This is a genomic window from Marinococcus halophilus, from assembly GCF_002265875.1.
Classification (GTDB): Bacteria; Bacillota; Bacilli; order Bacillales; family Marinococcaceae; genus Marinococcus; species Marinococcus halophilus.
Genome location: NZ_NPFA01000001.1, coordinates 242,419 through 261,006 on the forward strand (window position 1 = coordinate 242,419; position 18,588 = coordinate 261,006).

17 protein-coding genes are annotated in these 18,588 nt (G+C 47.1%); 1 reads left to right on the forward strand and 16 read right to left on the reverse strand.

Going from position 1 to position 18,588, the window contains the following annotated elements; all coding sequences use genetic code 11:
- Positions 1-5: 5 nt before the first annotated feature.
- The 5 genes from CHL76_RS01225 to CHL76_RS01245 all read right to left on the reverse strand — a co-directional run bounded on the left by CHL76_RS01225 (position 6) and on the right by CHL76_RS01245 (position 5,954).
- Positions 6-1,097, reverse strand: a complete 1,092-nt coding sequence (locus CHL76_RS01225) for a glycosyltransferase family 4 protein (RefSeq protein ID WP_094907614.1) — start codon at positions 1,095-1,097, stop codon at positions 6-8.
- Positions 1,094-1,963, reverse strand: a complete 870-nt coding sequence (locus CHL76_RS01230) for an NAD-dependent epimerase/dehydratase family protein (RefSeq protein WP_094907615.1) — start codon at positions 1,961-1,963, stop codon at positions 1,094-1,096. Before CHL76_RS01230 ends, CHL76_RS01225 begins: the two co-directional genes overlap by 4 nt.
- Before the next feature lie 15 nt (positions 1,964-1,978).
- The gene (locus CHL76_RS01235) at positions 1,979-2,575 is read right to left on the reverse strand and encodes a sugar transferase (protein ID WP_094907723.1); all 597 of its coding nucleotides are present in this window, start codon (positions 2,573-2,575) and stop codon (positions 1,979-1,981) included.
- Between the two features lie 44 nt (positions 2,576-2,619).
- The gene (locus tag CHL76_RS01240; protein WP_094907616.1) at positions 2,620-4,461 is read right to left on the reverse strand and encodes a polysaccharide biosynthesis protein; all 1,842 of its coding nucleotides are present in this window, start codon (positions 4,459-4,461) and stop codon (positions 2,620-2,622) included.
- Between the two features lie 410 nt (positions 4,462-4,871).
- Entirely contained in the window at positions 4,872-5,954 is a 1,083-nt protein-coding gene (locus tag CHL76_RS01245; RefSeq protein WP_158219025.1) for a sugar-transfer associated ATP-grasp domain-containing protein, read from the reverse strand.
- A 241-nt stretch (positions 5,955-6,195) separates the two neighbouring features.
- On the opposite strand from CHL76_RS01245, the gene CHL76_RS01250 reads away from it, so the two are divergent.
- Complete coding sequence (locus CHL76_RS01250) at positions 6,196-7,242, forward strand: NAD-dependent epimerase (protein ID WP_094907618.1); 1,047 nt, start codon at positions 6,196-6,198, stop codon at positions 7,240-7,242.
- A 58-nt stretch (positions 7,243-7,300) separates the two neighbouring features.
- On the opposite strand, the gene CHL76_RS01255 is transcribed toward CHL76_RS01250, so the two are convergent.
- From CHL76_RS01255 to CHL76_RS01310, 11 genes are all read right to left on the reverse strand, one after another.
- Complete coding sequence (locus CHL76_RS01255; RefSeq protein ID WP_094907619.1) at positions 7,301-7,819, reverse strand: winged helix-turn-helix domain-containing protein; 519 nt, start codon at positions 7,817-7,819, stop codon at positions 7,301-7,303.
- Between the two features lie 237 nt (positions 7,820-8,056).
- On the reverse strand, positions 8,057-8,809 hold the full coding sequence (locus CHL76_RS01265) for a YveK family protein (RefSeq protein ID WP_094907621.1): 753 nt from the start codon (positions 8,807-8,809) through the stop codon (positions 8,057-8,059).
- Positions 8,794-9,960, reverse strand: a complete 1,167-nt coding sequence (locus tag CHL76_RS01270) for a glycosyltransferase family 4 protein (RefSeq protein WP_094907622.1) — start codon at positions 9,958-9,960, stop codon at positions 8,794-8,796. Before CHL76_RS01270 ends, CHL76_RS01265 begins: the two co-directional genes overlap by 16 nt.
- Before the next feature lie 30 nt (positions 9,961-9,990).
- The gene (locus CHL76_RS01275; protein ID WP_094907623.1) at positions 9,991-10,668 is read right to left on the reverse strand and encodes a sugar transferase; all 678 of its coding nucleotides are present in this window, start codon (positions 10,666-10,668) and stop codon (positions 9,991-9,993) included.
- Positions 10,669-10,695: 27 nt separating this feature from the next.
- The gene (locus tag CHL76_RS01280; RefSeq protein ID WP_094907624.1) at positions 10,696-11,979 is read right to left on the reverse strand and encodes a glycosyltransferase family 4 protein; all 1,284 of its coding nucleotides are present in this window, start codon (positions 11,977-11,979) and stop codon (positions 10,696-10,698) included.
- Positions 11,976-13,082, reverse strand: a complete 1,107-nt coding sequence (locus CHL76_RS01285; RefSeq protein WP_094907625.1) for a glycosyltransferase family 4 protein — start codon at positions 13,080-13,082, stop codon at positions 11,976-11,978. The genes CHL76_RS01280 and CHL76_RS01285 overlap by 4 nt, the downstream gene beginning before the upstream one ends.
- Positions 12,982-14,418, reverse strand: a complete 1,437-nt coding sequence (locus tag CHL76_RS01290; RefSeq protein ID WP_094907626.1) for a hypothetical protein — start codon at positions 14,416-14,418, stop codon at positions 12,982-12,984. The genes CHL76_RS01285 and CHL76_RS01290 overlap by 101 nt, the downstream gene beginning before the upstream one ends.
- 13 nt (positions 14,419-14,431) lie before the next feature.
- Entirely contained in the window at positions 14,432-15,337 is a 906-nt protein-coding gene (locus CHL76_RS01295) for a glycosyltransferase family 2 protein (protein WP_094907627.1), read from the reverse strand.
- The gene (locus CHL76_RS01300) at positions 15,338-16,606 is read right to left on the reverse strand and encodes a lipopolysaccharide biosynthesis protein (RefSeq protein ID WP_094907628.1); all 1,269 of its coding nucleotides are present in this window, start codon (positions 16,604-16,606) and stop codon (positions 15,338-15,340) included.
- Positions 16,593-17,591, reverse strand: coding sequence for a GDP-mannose 4,6-dehydratase (gmd, locus tag CHL76_RS01305; protein WP_094907629.1), 999 nt, complete (start codon positions 17,589-17,591; stop codon positions 16,593-16,595). The genes CHL76_RS01300 and gmd overlap by 14 nt, the downstream gene beginning before the upstream one ends.
- Positions 17,588-18,544: a GDP-L-fucose synthase family protein gene (locus CHL76_RS01310; RefSeq protein ID WP_094907630.1), complete on the reverse strand. Its 957-nt coding sequence runs from the start codon at positions 18,542-18,544 to the stop codon at positions 17,588-17,590. Before CHL76_RS01310 ends, gmd begins: the two co-directional genes overlap by 4 nt.
- Between the last annotated feature and the right edge of the window lie 44 nt (positions 18,545-18,588).

The following is an 18,588-nucleotide window of genomic DNA, read 5'->3' on the forward strand; positions in this document are numbered from 1 at the left end:
CTTATTCACCTCACATTCTCAATTTCGCTCAAGTAAGCGTTAACCACGATTTGTCTGTCAAATTCAGCTTCCACTTTTTTTCTTCCTGCTAATCCCATATTTTTTTTGTCACTATATCTTAAATTGATAAATTTTTCTATCTTAGCTATAAGATCATTACTGTTTTTTTCCATAACAATGTATCCATTAATGCTATCATCTATTACTTCTCTACAACCACTTCTATCCGTGGAAATAATAGGTCTTCCGGAAGCGGCACTTTCAAGAAGTACATTTGATAAACCCTCTGGGTAATATGTAGGGTGAACGGTGCAATGAGTTATTGCTAATATATCTTTCACTTTTCTTACCATTCCGTGGTAATTGATAATACCTTTATTATCTAATGAATCTAATTTTTCTTCGTAATTCTCTTCACAAAAACCGCATACATGAAATTTCACATTTGAATATTTATTTGAAATATATTCTGCTGCCTCTAAATATTGATCTATTCCTTTCGCTTGCATTATTCTAGAAATGAACACAAAATGGATTTCATTTTTATTAGGATATTCTAATATATCAAAACGCTTTAAATTGACTCCAGAACCTGGAAGTAATTTATGTTTACCGATTGCTATTTTATTATCTATGAAGAATTTTTTATTTTCTTCATTCTGAAAAAATACACAGTTTACTTTCTTAAAAGCAATTTTATATAATAATATAGATATTTTTTGGACTATGCCTTTTTCTTCAACTGCCGTCCCAAGTCCAGTAATATTTGCAATATAAGGTATGTTCAATAGCCGGCAAACAATACCTCCATAGATATTAGGTTTAATGGTAAAAGATAAAACTACATCGGGTTTAACCTCCCTAATAGTTTTTAAATAATAGTTAAATAAGTTTAAATCTTCCATGATATTTGTACCGTGTCTAGAAATAGTTGCGTCTATATATTCACAGCCCAACTCAATTAATTCATCTATACGTTCACCATAGGGACTGGAGATAATGACTCGATGTCCTTCATACAAAAATTTTTCTACAATTTCTAGGCGGAAATTATAAATAACTACATCATGATTAACTGTTATTAAAATTTTTTTCATTTGGTATGCCCCAACTCTGTAACTGTTATAGTTTCTTTTAAATTCCTAATTCTATATTCTTGTTTATAATTACTCATATTTTTCTCATACACTAAATCTCCAAATATTTTATTTAAAAAATTGACTTTTTTTCTTAACAATAATATTAAAGGATTAAAAATTTTAGTTAAGATCATTTTTTTTCTATGTACATGGGAAATTAATTTAACTATTTCGCTTGTTCTTACATACTCTTTATTTTGCGGAAAGTATAACCCTTTTTCTTCATTTTCAATTAGTAACCTAATGAATTCGCAAAGATTGTCTATATGTAACATACTTCTTTTGTTTTCTATATTTGGGAAAAAAGGAGTTGCTTTAGCTAATTTAGATAATTTTGGATAGTTCCCTTTTGAACCCTTACCATAAATCATCGGCGGGCGAACTATAGCGACCTTAAAATTTTCACTTTCTAACGAAACAATACCTTGTTCAGCCTGTAATTTACTATCACCATAAAAATCTCTAGGGCGGGGCACTGTAGATTTGTCGATCATACCGTTATTTAAAACACTGCCTCCATAAACAATAATGCTACTCATAAAAATAAACTGCTTCACACCATCCTGCTTGGCTTTTTCAGCAGTTTCAATAGTTAAGTCACGATTCACTTTATAATACAGTTCTTTTTGCTTTGGATCTGAAGATACGTGGGCAATGCCGGCTAGGTGCAAAACTGTATCGTATTGGGAGAAATTTGTATTTTCCCAAGACTCATTGCGCAGACTAATTGTTTCTACTATGTATTCACTAGAATATTGTTTTAACCATTCAATTAAGCTATTTCCTATATAGCTATTGCTCCCAGTAATTAGCAGCCTTTTCATTTACACATACTCCTTTTATGAGTCAGCTTTTCCTTCTTTAACACCATCACTTTTAAGAACTCCAAGAAATGTTTTAATTAGTATTTTAAGATCAAAAGTTAAACTTTGTTTACTTACGTATTCACCGTCTAGTCGGGCTTTAATCTCTATGGGCAGTTCATCTCTTCCATTCACTTGGGCCCATCCTGTAAGGCCAGGTTCTATAGCGTTTGCTTTATACTTATCCCGTTCTTCAATTAAATCGTATTGGTTCCAAAGAGCTGGCCTAGGACCAACCAAACTCATGTCGCTTTTTAGAATATTAAACAGCTGAGGGAGTTCATCTAGGCTGGTTTTTCTTAAAAATGCACCCATGTTCGTGATATAGCTTTCTGGATTTTCGAGCATATGCGTTGGTGTATCTTTGGGGGTTTCGATTTTCATCGTTCTGAATTTGAAAATATAAAAAGGAACTTTATTTTTTCCAATACGCTTTTGTTTAAACAAAACTGGTCCCTTAGAATCCATTTTAATCAGTAGCGACAACAGCACAATTAAAGGACTTAATGCAATTGTAGCTATCAAAGTTATGTCAAAATCTATTATCTTTTTTAATTTTGAATACTTCTTCATGATAACACCCTTTATTTTTTCTTTGCGAAGCAATTCCAGTCATTCTAGTTATTTGCATTCACCTTTTTATTGACTGCTGAAAGATGATTCTGCTCTATATGTTCTCCTCTCGCAATTTCAAGCACTCGTTTTTTTATTTCGTCTTTCTCGAGCATTTCACATTTTTTCGTGAAATTAATAACTTCATTGATATTTATTTCACTTGATTTACCTACATAAATTTTTGGGTACACCTGATTTTCATGGACTTCTTCTTTACTAAGAAGCTCTTCATACATTTTTTCACCTGGACGAATACCGCTGAATTTAATACCAATTTCGTCCACCGTATAACCAGAAAGTTTAATTAAGTTTTTCGCAAGATCAACGATTTTCACCGGCTCACCCATATCAAGTACAAAGATTTCTCCGCCCTTCGCAAGAGCTCCGGCTTGAATAACCAGTCTCGAAGCCTCAGGAATCGTCATGAAATAACGGACCATTTCAGGGTCAGTAACGGTGACAGGGCCTCCGTTTTGTATCTGCTTTTTAAATAAAGGAATAACGCTGCCACGACTGCCAAGTACATTGCCAAAGCGCACTGCTACAAACTTAGTTTTGCTTACCGTGTCCATATGCTGCACGATCATTTCAGCTAAGCGTTTAGTCGCTCCCATCACGCTGGTTGGATTTACTGCTTTATCGGAAGATACCATTACAAACGTGTTAACACTGGCGTGGTCTGAAGCTTCGGCTGTATTTTTTGTTCCCAGTGCATTATTTTTCACCGCTTCTTCAGGATTACGTTCCATGAGCGGTACATGCTTATGTGCTGCAGCATGAAATACCACGTGCGGCTTTCTATCTTCGAAAATCTGCATCAACTTGCTTTTATCCTGAATATCAGCTATCTCTGTAGAGATATTCAACTCAGGAAGACTGTTTCTAAGCTCCATCTCGATGGAATAAATGCTGTTCTCCCCGTGCCCAAGCAGCACAATTTCTTCCGGAGAAAAGCGGGCAATCTGGCGGCAGATTTCTGAACCAATGGATCCGCCGGCTCCTGTTACCAATACTCGTTTGTTAGTAATGGAATCAGCTATACCTTCTACATCCAACTTCACCGGCTCCCGCCCCAGCAGATCTTCTACGTCCACATCTTTAAACTGTGTAACTTCAACTTTACCGAGCATAATGTCTTCCATGCGCGGCAATGTCTGAGTCCTTACTTTTGTTTCTGCACATACATTGACGACCTGGTTTAATTCTTCACTTTCGAGTGAGGGTACCGCAATAATAATGTGTTCAATCGAAAATTTCTCTACTGCTTTCTTTACATCTCTTATTGCTCCATAAACAGGAAGATCCATAATTTCAAGGCCCAGTTTGGACGAGTTGTCATCCAGAAAAGCTACAGGCAAAAGCCCTGAACTTGTTTCCTGCGCTAACTGTCTGGCCACCATTGTACCTGCTGAACCTGCGCCCACTATCAGTGTCTTCTTTCCACCTTGATTACTAGAACCATAAGCATCCCGGTAAAGTCGCCACGCCATTCTAGAACCGCCAATCAAAATAACATGCGCCATCCAGGTCATTATTAGTGTGCGTAAATAAAATTCCTGAAATACAACTATCTGCATTAATCCTGTAAGAGCTATAGAAATGGTAACAGCGTAAACAATAGATTTAATTTCTTTTGCGCTCGCGTACTCCCATGCTTTTTTATACAATTTGAAATAATAAGCACAAATATGGTGTACGATCAATAAAATAAATGCACTGGTGACCAATACACTATTAATAGGACGTATATCCGCCGATAATATAAAATTACAAATAAATATAGAAAAAATAACGATAGCTGAATCTAAAAAAACTAAAGCTAATAGTCTTTGCTTTAAACCCATGGCATTCTTTACTCCTTTATGTAATATAGTAATTAATTCTCTTAATTTGATTTAATACTTCTTAAATTAAGGAGTATATTTTGTCATATATTAGTGAAAGAATGTCGTTACTATAATTATTATTTCGTTGAAACAAAAAATTATTAAATATTTAATTTATAAATAAGAAAAATGCAAATATGGCGAATTGAAATTGAACATAGCACTGTAAATAAAAGTTTTTCATATTTACCGTATCACACTTTTCAAAGCTCCCCAATGTTTTAACTATCGAAGATTCGTAAAAAACAATGTTATATGGACAGAAAGACATCTTCAGACCAACTGTAAGTATATCAACACTTCTCACTTTACTAAACACTTAATGTTGTTCCTATTTATTAGCAAATAATTTAACCACTATTTTGTTCTTACTTAATCATTTCAAAAACTTTTTTAGTGTATTCCCCAAATAGCGGTCCGTTATTAAATTGATGAAAGTTAATTTCTTGACCTTGTAAATTTAACTCTAATAATTTTAATTCAGCGTTCAAATCTACCGCCACGTCCCATGAAACCATGTTAAAATAATGCAATTTATAATGCAGATCTTTAACAAGTTCCGTAGCTGATTTATAATTAGGTACTTTGATACCTTCGAATTTCACATTAGTATATGGATGAACGCTAAATTTTGAGCCTAATTTATCGACCGCATATTTTTTTAAGAATCCTTTATCGTCAACACCACACGAAACTCCGCCTGAAGCTTGGTTGTCTACAGATTCTCCTTTATTACCAAATCTCGCCACTGTCGATATAACCACTATCTCATTATCTAACTTTAATGTTGTTATTCTTAGAGTATTTAAAGAATCGGGATGAACTTCCCTTAAGCTTTTATGCTGCATTATTTTCTTTTGAATCAGGTAGTCTGGACCATACAGTTTATCTAATTTTTCAAAAGAAATTGGATTATTTTTTAACGAAATTTTTTTATTCTCTACCTGAATTAAACTTACTGCTTTTCCTCCTCCGCTATCAATACTGGGTTTAATAAAAAATTCTCCTTCTTTGTTTAAGAGAAGTTCCTTCGCTTCATTTATATTTAATTTTTCCTCGCTATTTGTATAGAATTTCCCATGTTTATTTTTTATTAAAATTGTAGGTTCTGGATAATTACCCAAGAAAGTTTTATAATTATTTTTATCCGTATACGCGGGCACAAGGTCTTGTCTGTTTAAAGCCGGTTCTATCCGTGTATAAAATATATCTTCTGGCACATAACGCTCGTCTCTAATTCCGTTCAGGTTACTGTAGGCGAGATGCCAATCCTTTCTTATATTGGTATTTGCGTTTTCCATCCAAAAATTATTGATTACATTTCTATACTCATTAGGCACTCGTTTTGTTATTTGATTTTTTTTCAGTATGATTTTTATCTTTTTTTTCCACTTTAATTTTTGACTTATAAGCGGGACCTTTTTATAAATATTTTTTAACATTGTTTTCATTATTATCATCTCCTTATTATTTTCGACGTCCTCATTTTACTTTATCTTACAGAAAAATCAACCGAATTAAACACGCTATATATTATCATTTTAAAATGTAAGTGCTTAAACATTTCCATTTATTTGATTCACAACTAGTTAAATTTGTTATATGATAGATGTGTTTTCTTAACTTGGAGCAACAATTAACATAATAAAAATATTAAGTAAAAATTATTAAATAATAATGGAGGTACACAATATGATTTTAGTTACAGGAAGTAATGGCTTTGTAGGCATGCATACAGCGGAACGTTTATTGAAAGAGGGCTATGAAGTCGTCGGGGTTGATAACAATAACGATTATTATGACGTGAACTTAAAGTATAGCAGACAGGAGCGGCTGGAAAAACACGACGATTTTCACTTTCATGAAATAGACCTGGCTGATACTGCTGCTCTTCAGGAGATTTTCAATACATATACGATCACGGCGGTTATCAACCTGGCTGCGCAGGCGGGAGTGCGTTACAGCCTGGAGCGCCCGGATAAGTATATCCAATCCAACATTGTCGGCTTCTCGAACATTCTGGAAATGTGCCGGCATCATCAGGTGGAGCATTTGATTTATGCATCTTCAAGTTCTGTGTACGGTGCAAACAAAAAAATGCCATTCTCGCCGGAGGACGGCGTGAATCATCCGGTCAGCCTGTACGCGGCAACGAAAAAGTCCAATGAATTGCTTGCGCACACGTACAGCCACCTATATGATCTGCCGACGACCGGCCTGCGGTTCTTTACCGTGTACGGAACACTCGGGCGGCCGGACATGGCCTACTTTAAGTTTGCAAATAAAATCGTGAACGGGGAGCCGATCCAGGTGTACAACAACGGAGACATGATGCGGGACTTCACGTATATCGATGATATCGTGGAGGGCATTGTGCGCCTGATTCCGGCTGTTCCTGCCGGCGACAGCGATTGGGATGCCGAAAATCCGGATCCGTCGACAAGCTATGCGCCTTACCAGGTCTTTAACATTGGCAACAACCAACCGGTCGCTTTGATGAAATTTATCGAAACGCTGGAAAAGCATCTAGGCATGGAAGCGCGGAAGGAATACCTGCCGATGCAGCCGGGAGACGTGCAGGCGACGTATGCAAATATTGACAGCCTGCAGAAGGCTGTCGGATTCAAGCCGGTTACCTCGCTTGATGAAGGTATCGGAAAATTCGTGGAATGGTATAAGGATTATTATCCAGAGTACTTTTCTGTGCGATCGGTTTCTAAAAACAAATCCAATCATTAAACACAAAAACCATTCTGCCGATGAATCTCGGCAGGATGGTTTTATCTTCTATGTAATTTTATGACGGCTGCGGGCTGGCGCCCGACTTTTCCAGATCCAGGCTGTGGACCATGATCAGCGTCTGCTCCATTTGGCATATCGTGTCCGCTGTAACAAAAGTGACTTTCATGCATCCCCCGATCAAAAGCTGCTTGCCCGCGTCCAGGGAGTTCTCTCCTACTTCGACAATGTATTCCAGCCCGTGCGGCGGCTGTTCCTCCGAAGCCATGTAGACGTACTGCCATTCGGTTTCTTCAAGCACCTCCTGCAGCTGCTCCCACTGCACGTAACTCCGCACCAGCCGGTTCATGTCCTCGTACATGTAATGCTCTTTATTCACCTGGTAGTAGCGGCGGTTCTGAACGGGACGACCGATAATCAGATCCATGTCACTCAGGCGCTTCAGCTCCACGCGCACCGCGTTGGCCGAATCATTGAACTCGCGTACAATTTTCCGCAGGTACGTTTCTTCCTCGCATAAAAAAAACTTCACGATTAACCGTAATCTCGTTTTCGATGTGACTAATTGATGCAGCAATGCTTTTCCTCCTCCGGCGGCGATGGTTTTAACAGGCATCTTCAAATGAGCTGGAAAACACTTGCATATGTTTTTATTTCTCTTTTATTTCATCGGCTGCTCTGTCCGTATTCTGAAGGTAATCTGAAAGGCAATTTCAATAATATTCCACTTTCCCTTTCATTGTTCCTTTATTTTCATGCGAAATAGCCGCTTCGCGTCCCTCGCGTGAAGCGGCTGTTCGTTTTGAAGCGTTGTTTAAGAAGTTTTCTGCTTGGAGGCCTCGGGCCGTGTAACGTCTTCTAACTCAATGACTTCTTCGGGCTGTCCCCGTGCCTGGTCGGAGATGAACGAGATGGTGCCCAACACCGACAGCCCCAGTCCGTTTTCAATATCCTCTTCCTCCTTGATCGACCGGTCAAGATATTCTCGTACGAACGCGAACCCGATGCCGATCATAGCGCCAATCAAGAGAGCAAGCGCGATATTAAACAGCGGCTGCGGGGACACTGGTTCCTCCGTTTCTGAAGCCTTCGCCGGTGCGAGCACGCTGACATTATCCACGCTCATAATATTTGGCACTTCGCGCTCAAACACCAGGGCGGTCGTATTCGCGATGGCAACCGCCGTTTTCGCATCTGTGTCCTCTGCCGTAATTGAGGCCACCTGCGATTCATTTTCTCCGGCTACGGTAATCTGTTCCTGCAGCTCTTCCACGCTCTGGGTCAGGCTTGCTTCCTCGATGACCTGTTCAAGAATTGGCGCACTCGTAATAATGACATTGTACGTGTTAATATACGCGAGGTTTGCTTCCAGTCCGGTGCCGGGGGCTGCATCCTCCTCCGGCTCCTGGTTCACAAGAATCTGCGCCCGGGCTTCGTACACCGGGGTCATGAACAGGTACGTGTACGCCGCCCCGGCCGCTCCGGCGATTATCGCAAAGGCCGCGATTACCAGAGCGTATTTTTTCAGGACAGTCAGCACCTTTTTTGCGCTCATGGTTTTTTCCATACGACCCTCCTGGACGTTTGACTTTGGGCCAGGTGCATTTTTTGGACATATTCAAGCAGTTCTGTGAAAGAAGCCTTTGAACCCGCGAAACTCCACTGCTCCGTCAGTCGCCGGGCCTCTCCGGCAGCTTTTTTACGGTCCAGCTCCGTAAATGCTTTTTTTATTACAATCGCCATCTGTCTGCTGTCGTTTGGATCGACGGTGTAGCCGTTCACGCCCTCTTTCACTAAATCCAGCGAGCACCCGCAGCGCTCTGACACTATAACCGGAAGGCCGGCGGCCAGCGCTTCGTTCACGACCAGCCCCCACGGTTCTATGAGAGAGGGAAGAATAAACGCATCCCCGAGCATATAATGCTCGAACACGTCCTCCTGCCGGGACAGAAATCCGGTAATGATAAGCTTTACTCCGGCCTCCCCGGCCTGTTGCTGCAGCTCCTCCTCCTGTTCGCCGCCCCCAATAACAAATACTGTCACCGGATTTTTCATCGTGCTGACCGCTTCAATCACCGTTGCCATATTTTTAATGGCAATCAGCCGTCCCGAATATACGAGCACTGGCTCCCCCGGCGCGAGCCCGTATTTGGTTCTCAGCTTTTCCCGGTAATAATCGCGGTGATGGGCGAGTTCCTGGATGGCACGGCCATCCACCGCCAGGTACTGGTTGTAGATGCGCGCGTCCGGATAGCCAAACACATCGGCAAAGTAGCGCCGGCTCACTTCCCCGTTGCCAAACACCGCGGCGGCGTGATCGATCACCGTTGCCTTCAGCTTATGCTTGTAGCCGCTGGGTGCATCCTGCAGCCTGGGGGCACTGATTCCGTCATACAAAAGCACGTATGGTTTCCGGTACATTCGGCACAGGAGGCTGAGGGCAATATACGCCGGTTTTTCATACCCGCCGATCACTACGAGGTCATGGGTGCTCACGATATGGTGCAGGCCGGCATTCATTCGGCCCGCTTTGCCGAGCTGGACGCCGGGAAGATCGATTTCTTTATATTCTTCGGCTGTCGTTACCCTCCAGGCCCGGTTTTCGCTGGGCCGGTCGGTGTAATAAACCGTGACCTGGGTATCGGGAATACGGGCAAATTCGTTCCACTGCAGCGTCCGGTACGGTGCACGCAAATTTGTGACAAAGGCAATTTTCATCTGGATGCTCCTTTCTATCAGTCTCCCGCTTCAGCTTGCGTCCCTTTTTAATACCATGTTCAGGCAGGTCCAGACGATGATTTTCATATCAAGCACCGTGCTGCGCGTTTGAATGTACAGGAGATCGAGCTGCACCATTTCTTCAAAACCGACGCTGTTGCGGGCGGTTGCCTGCCAAAGGCCGCTGCATCCCGGCTTTACGTTCAGGCGCTGCATATGATACTCGCTGTAGTATTTCACCTCACGCGGTAGCGGCGGACGCGGGCCGACCAGACTCATGTCGCCCTTTACTACGTTCCACAGCTGCGGCAGCTCGTCGATGCTCGTTTTGCGGATCCACCGGCCAACCCTCGTGACGCGCGGATCCTCGGCTATCTTAAACATCAGGCCGCTTACTTCGTTTTGATCCTGCAGCGCCTCCCACCGGGCTTCAGCGTCTGTTGCCATGGAACGAAACTTGTACATCGTAAACGGCGTGCCGTTTTTCCCGCAGCGGGTCTGTTTAAAAAACACCGGGCCTTTCGGGTCTTCAAGCTTAATCAACAGCGCGATGAATGCAAACAGCCAGCCGAGCAGAATGATTCCGAGAGCGGCGAAAACAAGATCGGCCAGCCGCTTTACTGCTTCATAATACGGCTTCATTTGTACGGGTTCCAGCGACTGGTGAACTTCCTTCACAATGCCATCAGCCTGTCGTTTTGTTTCCATCAGCATGATCCCCTTCCGGTTGGATTTTTATGAAGGTTTCGCCTTTGTCCCCGATACCACGGCTGAGTGTTTCTCGCGCGTCAAATCCTCAAACAGCGTGCGGTACTTTCCGATCGAGACCTCTCTCGTTAAATGCTGATCCAAATACGCCCGTCCGGCACGCCCCATCGCCTGTCGGTCTGCGGCGTCCATATGATACATGGCCGTGATCGCTTCCTCCACCGCGGCGTAATCCTTCGGCTCTGCTAAGAGACCCGAGCAGCTCACCCGCAGCAGCTTTTCCGCTTCACTGCCCGCTTCAAGCACGCCAATCGCAGGCTTCCCGGCAGCCATGACGCCGTAGATTTTACTCGGCACCGACACGCCCTTGATGCCTTTCTGGTTCACCACCAGATGAACGTCTGCAGCATTTAACGAATACTTGATGAACTCCAGCGGCTGGTAGGGCAGAAACAGCACGTTCGCGAGATCGTGCTTGGTTACGAACTCCTGTATTTCCGCTTTTTTCGCCCCTTCGCCGATAAATACGAACCTCACATCCGGATAGCTCTGGAACTTTTCAGTGAGCCGGATCAGGTTTTCCAGATCGTAATAAAGGCCAAGGTTGCCGGAATACATAACGATAAATTTGTTCTCCAGGCCGTGAGCATGCAGAAACTTTTGAACCTCCGGATTCGTTTTGTCAAGCGGCACGATGGTTTTTTCATTCGTCCAGTTGTTGATGACGCTGTGCATCGGCACTCTTCGTTTACCAAACCGGCGGCGGAGCGTCGTTCGCATGTCTTCTCCGACAACGACCACGTGGTCGGCCAAGGCGCAATTAACGGTATCGACGGCCTTTGCCAGCCGGAGCACCGTCTGGTTTTTCACGTAGCCGGCCGCTTCGGCCTGCTCCGGGTTAAAGTCCTGAATGTTGTATACGTGCCTCGCCCGCTTGATGACTTTGCCGATCGTGCCGAGCAGGCCGCCGAGCACCGGCGGCTGCGAGATGGTGTACACAAGATCCACGTTCTTTTCCTTCTGCAGGGCATGCAGGGCCCGCGTAAAGTAAAGAGCCACGTATTTGGCCCGGCTCACCTTCGAATTTTTATTGACCGGCGGGAGCGGCACACGCACCACCTTGATGGAACCATGATAGCCTGAAGCGGGCGGAGTCGTTTCTTCGGCCTCCGTTCCCGCATAGCCGGGCTGGGCGGCGATGACGGTAATCGCAAAGTCATCCGCCAACTCTTCACACAGCTCGGTCATCAGCTGGCCGGTGGAAGCAAGGTCGGGGTAAAAGTAGTTGATCACAAACACCAGTTTTTTCATCCAAGCTTCTCCTTTGCTGAAGATTCGGCTGCTTCCGGCGGCGTTTCTGCCGGGACGGCCCTCTGGAATATCTTGTCGATCCGTTCGGTATAGTCTGTTTCTTTAAACGAGCGCAGGGCGTACGTCCGGTTGACCCGGGCTGTTTTCTGCAGGCCCCGGACGCTGATGTCCTGGAGCTGCCGGGCAATGGCGTGCGGCGCCTGCTTGGGAACAAAATAGCCGTTCTCTTCTTTGACAATATCCGGGATGCCGGCGTGCTTTGTCGTAACGACCGTGAGTCCGTTCGCCATCGCTTCGATGACCGAAATCGGCTGGCCTTCATTCGGGTAGTAGGTCGGCAGGATAAACACGTTGCACGTGCGCAGCAGTTCCTTTTTGGCTTCGCCGCCAACCACGCCGTGAAACACGACGTTGGTTAACCCGTGCTCATCCACCATCGCCTTGAACCGCTTTTCTTCTTTCGGGTCAAAAAAAGCACCCGCAAAATGAAACGTCATTTCCGGATGGCCCTTCGACAGGCTCGCTGCCTTCAGCACGTCCAGGTAGCCCTTGGAAGCGATAAAGTTACTCAAAAACAGCACGTGCTTGCCATCCATTCTCTGTATTTTCGTCTCGAGCTCCTCCTCGGTGAGCAGTGCTTCTTTTTCCACGAAGTTTTCGCAGATCACGAGCTTTTCGTCGGGGACGACCGGCTGAAACAATGCTTTCAAGCTCTCGCTCAGTACGACCACGCAGGCTGCTTTCGGAAGCAGCTGTTCGTTCAGTTTTCGCTGCAGCGGATTCATTTTACTCAGCAGCTGTTTAAAGTAGCCGCCGTGATAATGAATAATAACCGGGCGCCTTTTCCCGAGCATGATCGCAAGCAGCAGCAGGTCCCGGGCGTTGCCGCCCTTCGAGTGGGCAATCGTAAAGTAGAAAAAATCGCAGTTGGATGTAACAAGCTTCCGGATCGTCGAAACAATTCGCTTGTTGTCAGTTAGGTTGATCGTTTCCATCTCATAATCAGCCTGAAGCTCTTTTGCGTCGGCTATCTTGAAGAGAGCCTTTGACAAGCCGTGCACCGGCGGGGGAAACTGGCCGACGAGCGCTGCTTTTGGGCGCATGTGCCCTCACCTCCCTGGAATTTACCAATGACAGACGAAGAAATGGACGTTGTTGGGCCGGCCTTCCGGGTCTTTCAGCCATCAATGCATGAACCACCGCGTACAGCACAGCAGTAATGAGCATGTAAAACGACATTTTAAACATGGTAATCGGGTCATATGCGAGCCAGCGCGGGAATGTCGTGAGAATGATGATTCCTGTGAAAATAAACAGCGGGTGGCTGGCGCGGGCCAGCTTGTTCAACAGCACGGCGATCACCATGGCGATGACCGCCACTCCGGCAAAGCCGAAAAAGTAGAAAAAGTAGCTGGCGATAAATCCTCCGCCCCCGGCCGGTGATATATCCGACAGGTAATTGCTGAGCTCGGCCTGTTCAAACGGAATGCGGCCCGTGGGCAAAAAGATCCGCATCACAAACGCGGCAGCCGCGGCCATCCGGTCGCCGGCACCAAGCAGCCCGTCCTGCAGCAGCCCCGAAAAAAGGGTGGAATTGTACAGCACTTCGCCGGCGTTACTCGGCATGTAGCTGCCCTCCGAGTAGCTGGTGAGGCCGAAGTTAATATTTTCCGGATTCTGCAGGTAAAACGAAATGTCCGCCCGGATGCGGCCAAACACCATAAACACGTAATAAATAACGCCGCCCCCGGCAAGCATCGTCATAAGCGAAAGCCGTTTTTCCCAGAACAGAATAAACAGCAGCATCCCGACCTGCAGCGCTTCAATGCGGCCGCCGAACAGTACCATTTTGGCGATATACAAAAACGACAGCCCGAGCAGCAGGACACTCGCGTACTGAATGCTTCTGGAATAGTAGTAGCCGAGAATAATAAACAGCACCACGTATTCCGAAATCGCCAGGCTGCCAAACGTGGCGGTGGAATTCATTCCATACCCACCCGACTCCAAAATGTTTTCACCCGATTTCCCGAGCATGATTATGACCGTAATCGCGGCCAGGCTCACGAGATACAGTGCCCAGTTGGACTTCCGCTCCAGCCGGTCAGCGATATAGACCGGCGCCTCCGGCCTCCGGGTAAATAAATAAAGCACGAGCAGAAACAGGGACATAATCAAAAGCGTTTTGACGTAATACATCGGATAAAAGTAATCGTCGTAGTACGTCGTTTTATAGCCGCCGTAGTACACGTAGGCGAAGTTCATGTAGTACGTGCTCATAAATACCACTAAGAGCATGACGGCCTTGAACCTTCGCAGATGATAAATAAAATGAACGATAATCAACAGGTTGGATGCCACCGCGACTGCCGGATTGCCGTTTATCAAAAGCAGCAGCGCGATGATCTGCACACATACGAGAACATATTTCGTAAACATCGGCGTACCTCACTTATCTGCCATGGGTTTTCTGGTACTCCAAATACTTGACCCCGAGCAGGCCGGCCAGATTGCCGGCGCCCATATACACGTACTGCAGTGCTTTAACCCGCTCGTGCTCCCATCGGAACAGCGCCGGCACGTACAGGAAAAGCCCCTGGGCGATGCGCCCGCTTCCGACGATCGCCCGGCTTGCCTTCGCCCTTCGTGCATTCGCTTTTGCGCCGGTGCAGAGTGCGAGCGTGTTGCCCGAGCGGTAGGCCCGCTGCAGCACCCACTGCCTAGTCGTGCGCGTCGCCGGGATCCGGTCGTAAACGATCGCTTCTTCGGAGCAGATCATCGTGTATGCCTCCTGCTCCAGCTCGGTAAATAAAAACGTGTCGGAGCCGCCGGTCAGAGCAAGTGCTTCGTTAAACCGGTAGCGGTGAAAAATGCTTTTCCGCATCAGCAGGTTGTTGGTCGCCGCCCGCCGGATCGGATCGCCGGTACGCCGCTGCAGGCTGTCAAAAAAACCGCCGCGGGTGACCCACTCGGGGGCCTTTTGTTCAAACACGCTTACGACTTTGCCCTCGACAACGTCTGCACCGTACATATCACGGGCCGCGAGCAGCTGCTCGAGCCAGTCGGGCGCCGGCGTTTCATCGTCATCAACGAATACGACAAAATCTACGTCCCCGGCCAGGCGGACCGATGTGTTACGCGCCGACGGGATGCCCCTTTTGGCCTCCACCTCATAGAGGAGGGGGTACGGGTATTTTATTGGAAGCGTTGCAGCGGCGCTTCCTTCAGCGTCGTTATCAACGACGACCACGGTTAATTCAGGATGGTGCTGGCTCCATTTCTGTGCGGCAATGCCCTCTAAAAGCGTCTGCAGTCCTTCCGGACGTTGATACGTAATAATACATACCGCAAGCTTCATTTATTCCTCCCTCTTTTCCACGACGGGGATGTCTGCTTTCATTTTCAGCAGCAGGATAATGCTGAACAATAGCTCACTCAGCATGAGCCCGATGAGCGCTCCCGCTTCGCCGAATACCTGCACCGTCACAGCGGTCATGCCAACCGTGATGACGGCAACGGCCATGCCCGATTTGGCGAGCATTTTAAAAAACAGCGCCGACTGAAAATAATTGGAATAGTTCACGCGGACGAGCTGAAACAAAAACACGAGCATCCATAAAAGCACGTACTCCTGAATGCCCTGGTACGCTTCCGGAAACGCTCCGGAAGGTACTACGGCAAGCGCAGCCATCAGCACGAGCGTATACACGAGCAGAATGGCGACAGAGGCAGCCATCCCCTGATACATTAATGTCTCGGCCCGGCCCGGCTGCTCGCGCACCATCGCTTTACTGAGAAGCGGGCGCATCACGTTGCTCCAGCTGGTGATAATGAGCACGATCGGCGTCATTAACAGCTTGGCGGCCGCAATATAGGCAACTTCGGTGACACCGAGCATCAGAAAAAGCAGAAGCAGATAGGCGTTTCCCTGTAGCCAGCTGCTTGTTGCCCCGAACAGGCTCCACTGCGACAGCTTCCATGTGTCGCTGAACTTCTGCCGGATCACGTGCTTCGGCGGCAGGTGCACTGTAAACTGATGCATTTTCCTGACTGACACGAGCAGCGACGCCGCGCCGGTGATCAAAAACATAAGCGAAACGTACACAATATCGGTATACACTGCTGCTCCAATTGCCAAAAGCGCCGCTACGGCATAGATGCTGTCCCGCTTAAGTGCTTTCTGGGGGAGCAGCTGTGCGTACTCTTCCGTGCGGAAGTACTCCCGCAGCAGAAGCAGGCAGACCGCGAGCGGCAGCACCCAGAGAGACGCTCTGTCGATGCCTGTGACCCCGCTGAAAAAAGTGATGATCATCATCGAAAGAAATACCATAACTAAAAACAACAGCAGTACCGCAAACAGGCTGCGCCGGAGCAGGACGGCCTCCCCGTCTTCCAGCTTCGGGGAAAGCACAATCATCGGCGTGTTAATCAGCGCGTTCTGCACGCTTAAAAATAAAAAGAATACGCCCATAAACATCGTATAAAACCCGTAATTTTCCGGAGAGCTGAAATATACAAACGCGAGGCCGATCGTAAAGTTCACGCCGCTCAGCGCCGCCTGGTCCAGCACGGTGTAGAACGCTTTGCCGGAAATGTTGCCGGCAAGCACTTTCTTAAGAAGTTTCACGGTAGATAGTCCGTACTTTCTGATGGCTTCCGTAATGGTCCAAATCGCTCTCCACCATCATTTCCACCAGCTCCCGGAAGCCGACCTCAAGCTCCCATCCGAGCTTTTCCTTCGCCTTCGTGCAGTCGCCGAGCAGAAGATCCACTTCGGCCGGGCGGACAAATTTCGAATCAGTCACGACGTAGTCGCGCCAGTTGAGGCCGACGTATTGAAAGGCAATGTCCACCAGCTCTTCGACCGTATGCGTCTCGCCGGTCGAAATCACGTAGTCATCCGGCTCGTCGCTCTGCAGCATGAGCCACATTGCCTTCACGTAATCGCCGGCAAAGCCCCAGTCGCGTTTAGCGTCGAGGTTGCCCATCCGCAGCTCGCTCTGGAGCCCGAGCTTGATGCGGGCGGCAGCGTCGGTTACCTTCCGGGTGACAAATTCCATGCCGCGCCGCGGCGACTCATGGTTGAACAAAATGCCGGCGCAGGCAAACATATCAAAGCTTTCCCGGTAATTGACGGTGATCCAGTGGCCGTACGTTTTTGCCACTCCGTACGGGCTGCGCGGCCAGAACGGCGTCGTTTCGGTCTGCGGCGTCTCGAGCACCTTGCCGAACATCTCGGAGCTTGATGCCTGATAAAAGCGGGCGTCCGGCTTCACGATGCGGACTGCTTCGAGCATGTTGACGACGCCGACGGCGGTGATCTGGCTGGTGGCGATCGGCTGTGGCCACGAAGTGGCCACAAACGACTGAGCCGCCAGGTTGTACACCTCGTCCGGCTGCGCCTGCTGCACGGCGGTAATTAAGGAAGACAGGTCGGTCAGGTCGCCGTCGATCCATTCAATCTGATCTTTGACGTGTTCGATGTTTTCAAAGTTTGGGGTGCTCGTCCGGCGCCGGAGCCCGTAGACGGTATAGCCTTTACCGAGCAGAAATTCCGCCAGGTACGAGCCGTCCTGCCCGGTCACGCCGGTAATAAGTGCTGATTTTGTCATAGGGAAGCAGCTCCTTTGTTTGGTTGTGCCGCGTGGCCAGTGTACCAGTCGTACGTTTTCTGCAGGCCGTCCGCAAGCGGTGTCCCGGCCTGCCAGCCGAGATTGCTCAGTCTGGTGACGTCCGTGCGCTTTCGGAACGTGCCGTCGGGCTTACTAGTATTAAATACAAATTCGCCCTCGAAGCCGGTTACCGCTTTGAGCGCGTCGGCGAGCTCCCGGATGGAAAGGTCCTGGCCGGTACCGACATTCACCACGTCCGTGCCGTCGTACTCATTCATCAAAAAGACGCACGCATCAGCCAGGTCGTCCGCGTACATAAATTCCCGGCGCGGCTCGCCCGTGCCCCATATTTCGACTGTGGGGACGCCGTTTACTTTCGCTTCGTGACACTTTCGCATCAGCGCCGGCAGCACGTGCGACGTTTCCAGGTCAAAATTGTCATTTTTCCCGTACAGGTTCGTCGGCATCGCGGCGATAAAACGGGTCCCGTACTGGCGGTTGTAGGACTCGCACATCTTCAGGCCGGCAATCTTTGCGATGGCGTACGGTTCGTTCGTCGCCTCAAGCGCCCCGGTTAAAAGCGCATCCTCTTTAATCGGCTGCGGGGCGTGTTTTGGATAAATACACGTACTGCCTAAAAACAACAGTTTTTTCACGTTGTATCTGTAGGCCGCATCGATTACATTTGTCTGAATATATAAGTTATCGCGGATAAAATCCGCCGGATACTCATTATTCGCGGTAATGCCGCCAACCTTCGCGGCTGCTAAAAACACGTAATCTATTGAAGAGGATTGAAAAAAAGCGTCTACCTCGGTTTGGTTTCGTAAGTCGAGCTCGCTGCTCGTCCGGCACACCAGGTTCGTATAGCCCTCGCTCTGCAGCTTCCGCACAATCGCAGAGCCTGCCAGTCCCCGGTGCCCGGCCACGTATATACACGCATGTTTTTCCACTTAGGATCCTCTTTTCCAATAAAATTTTGGCGTTTTGTAATACC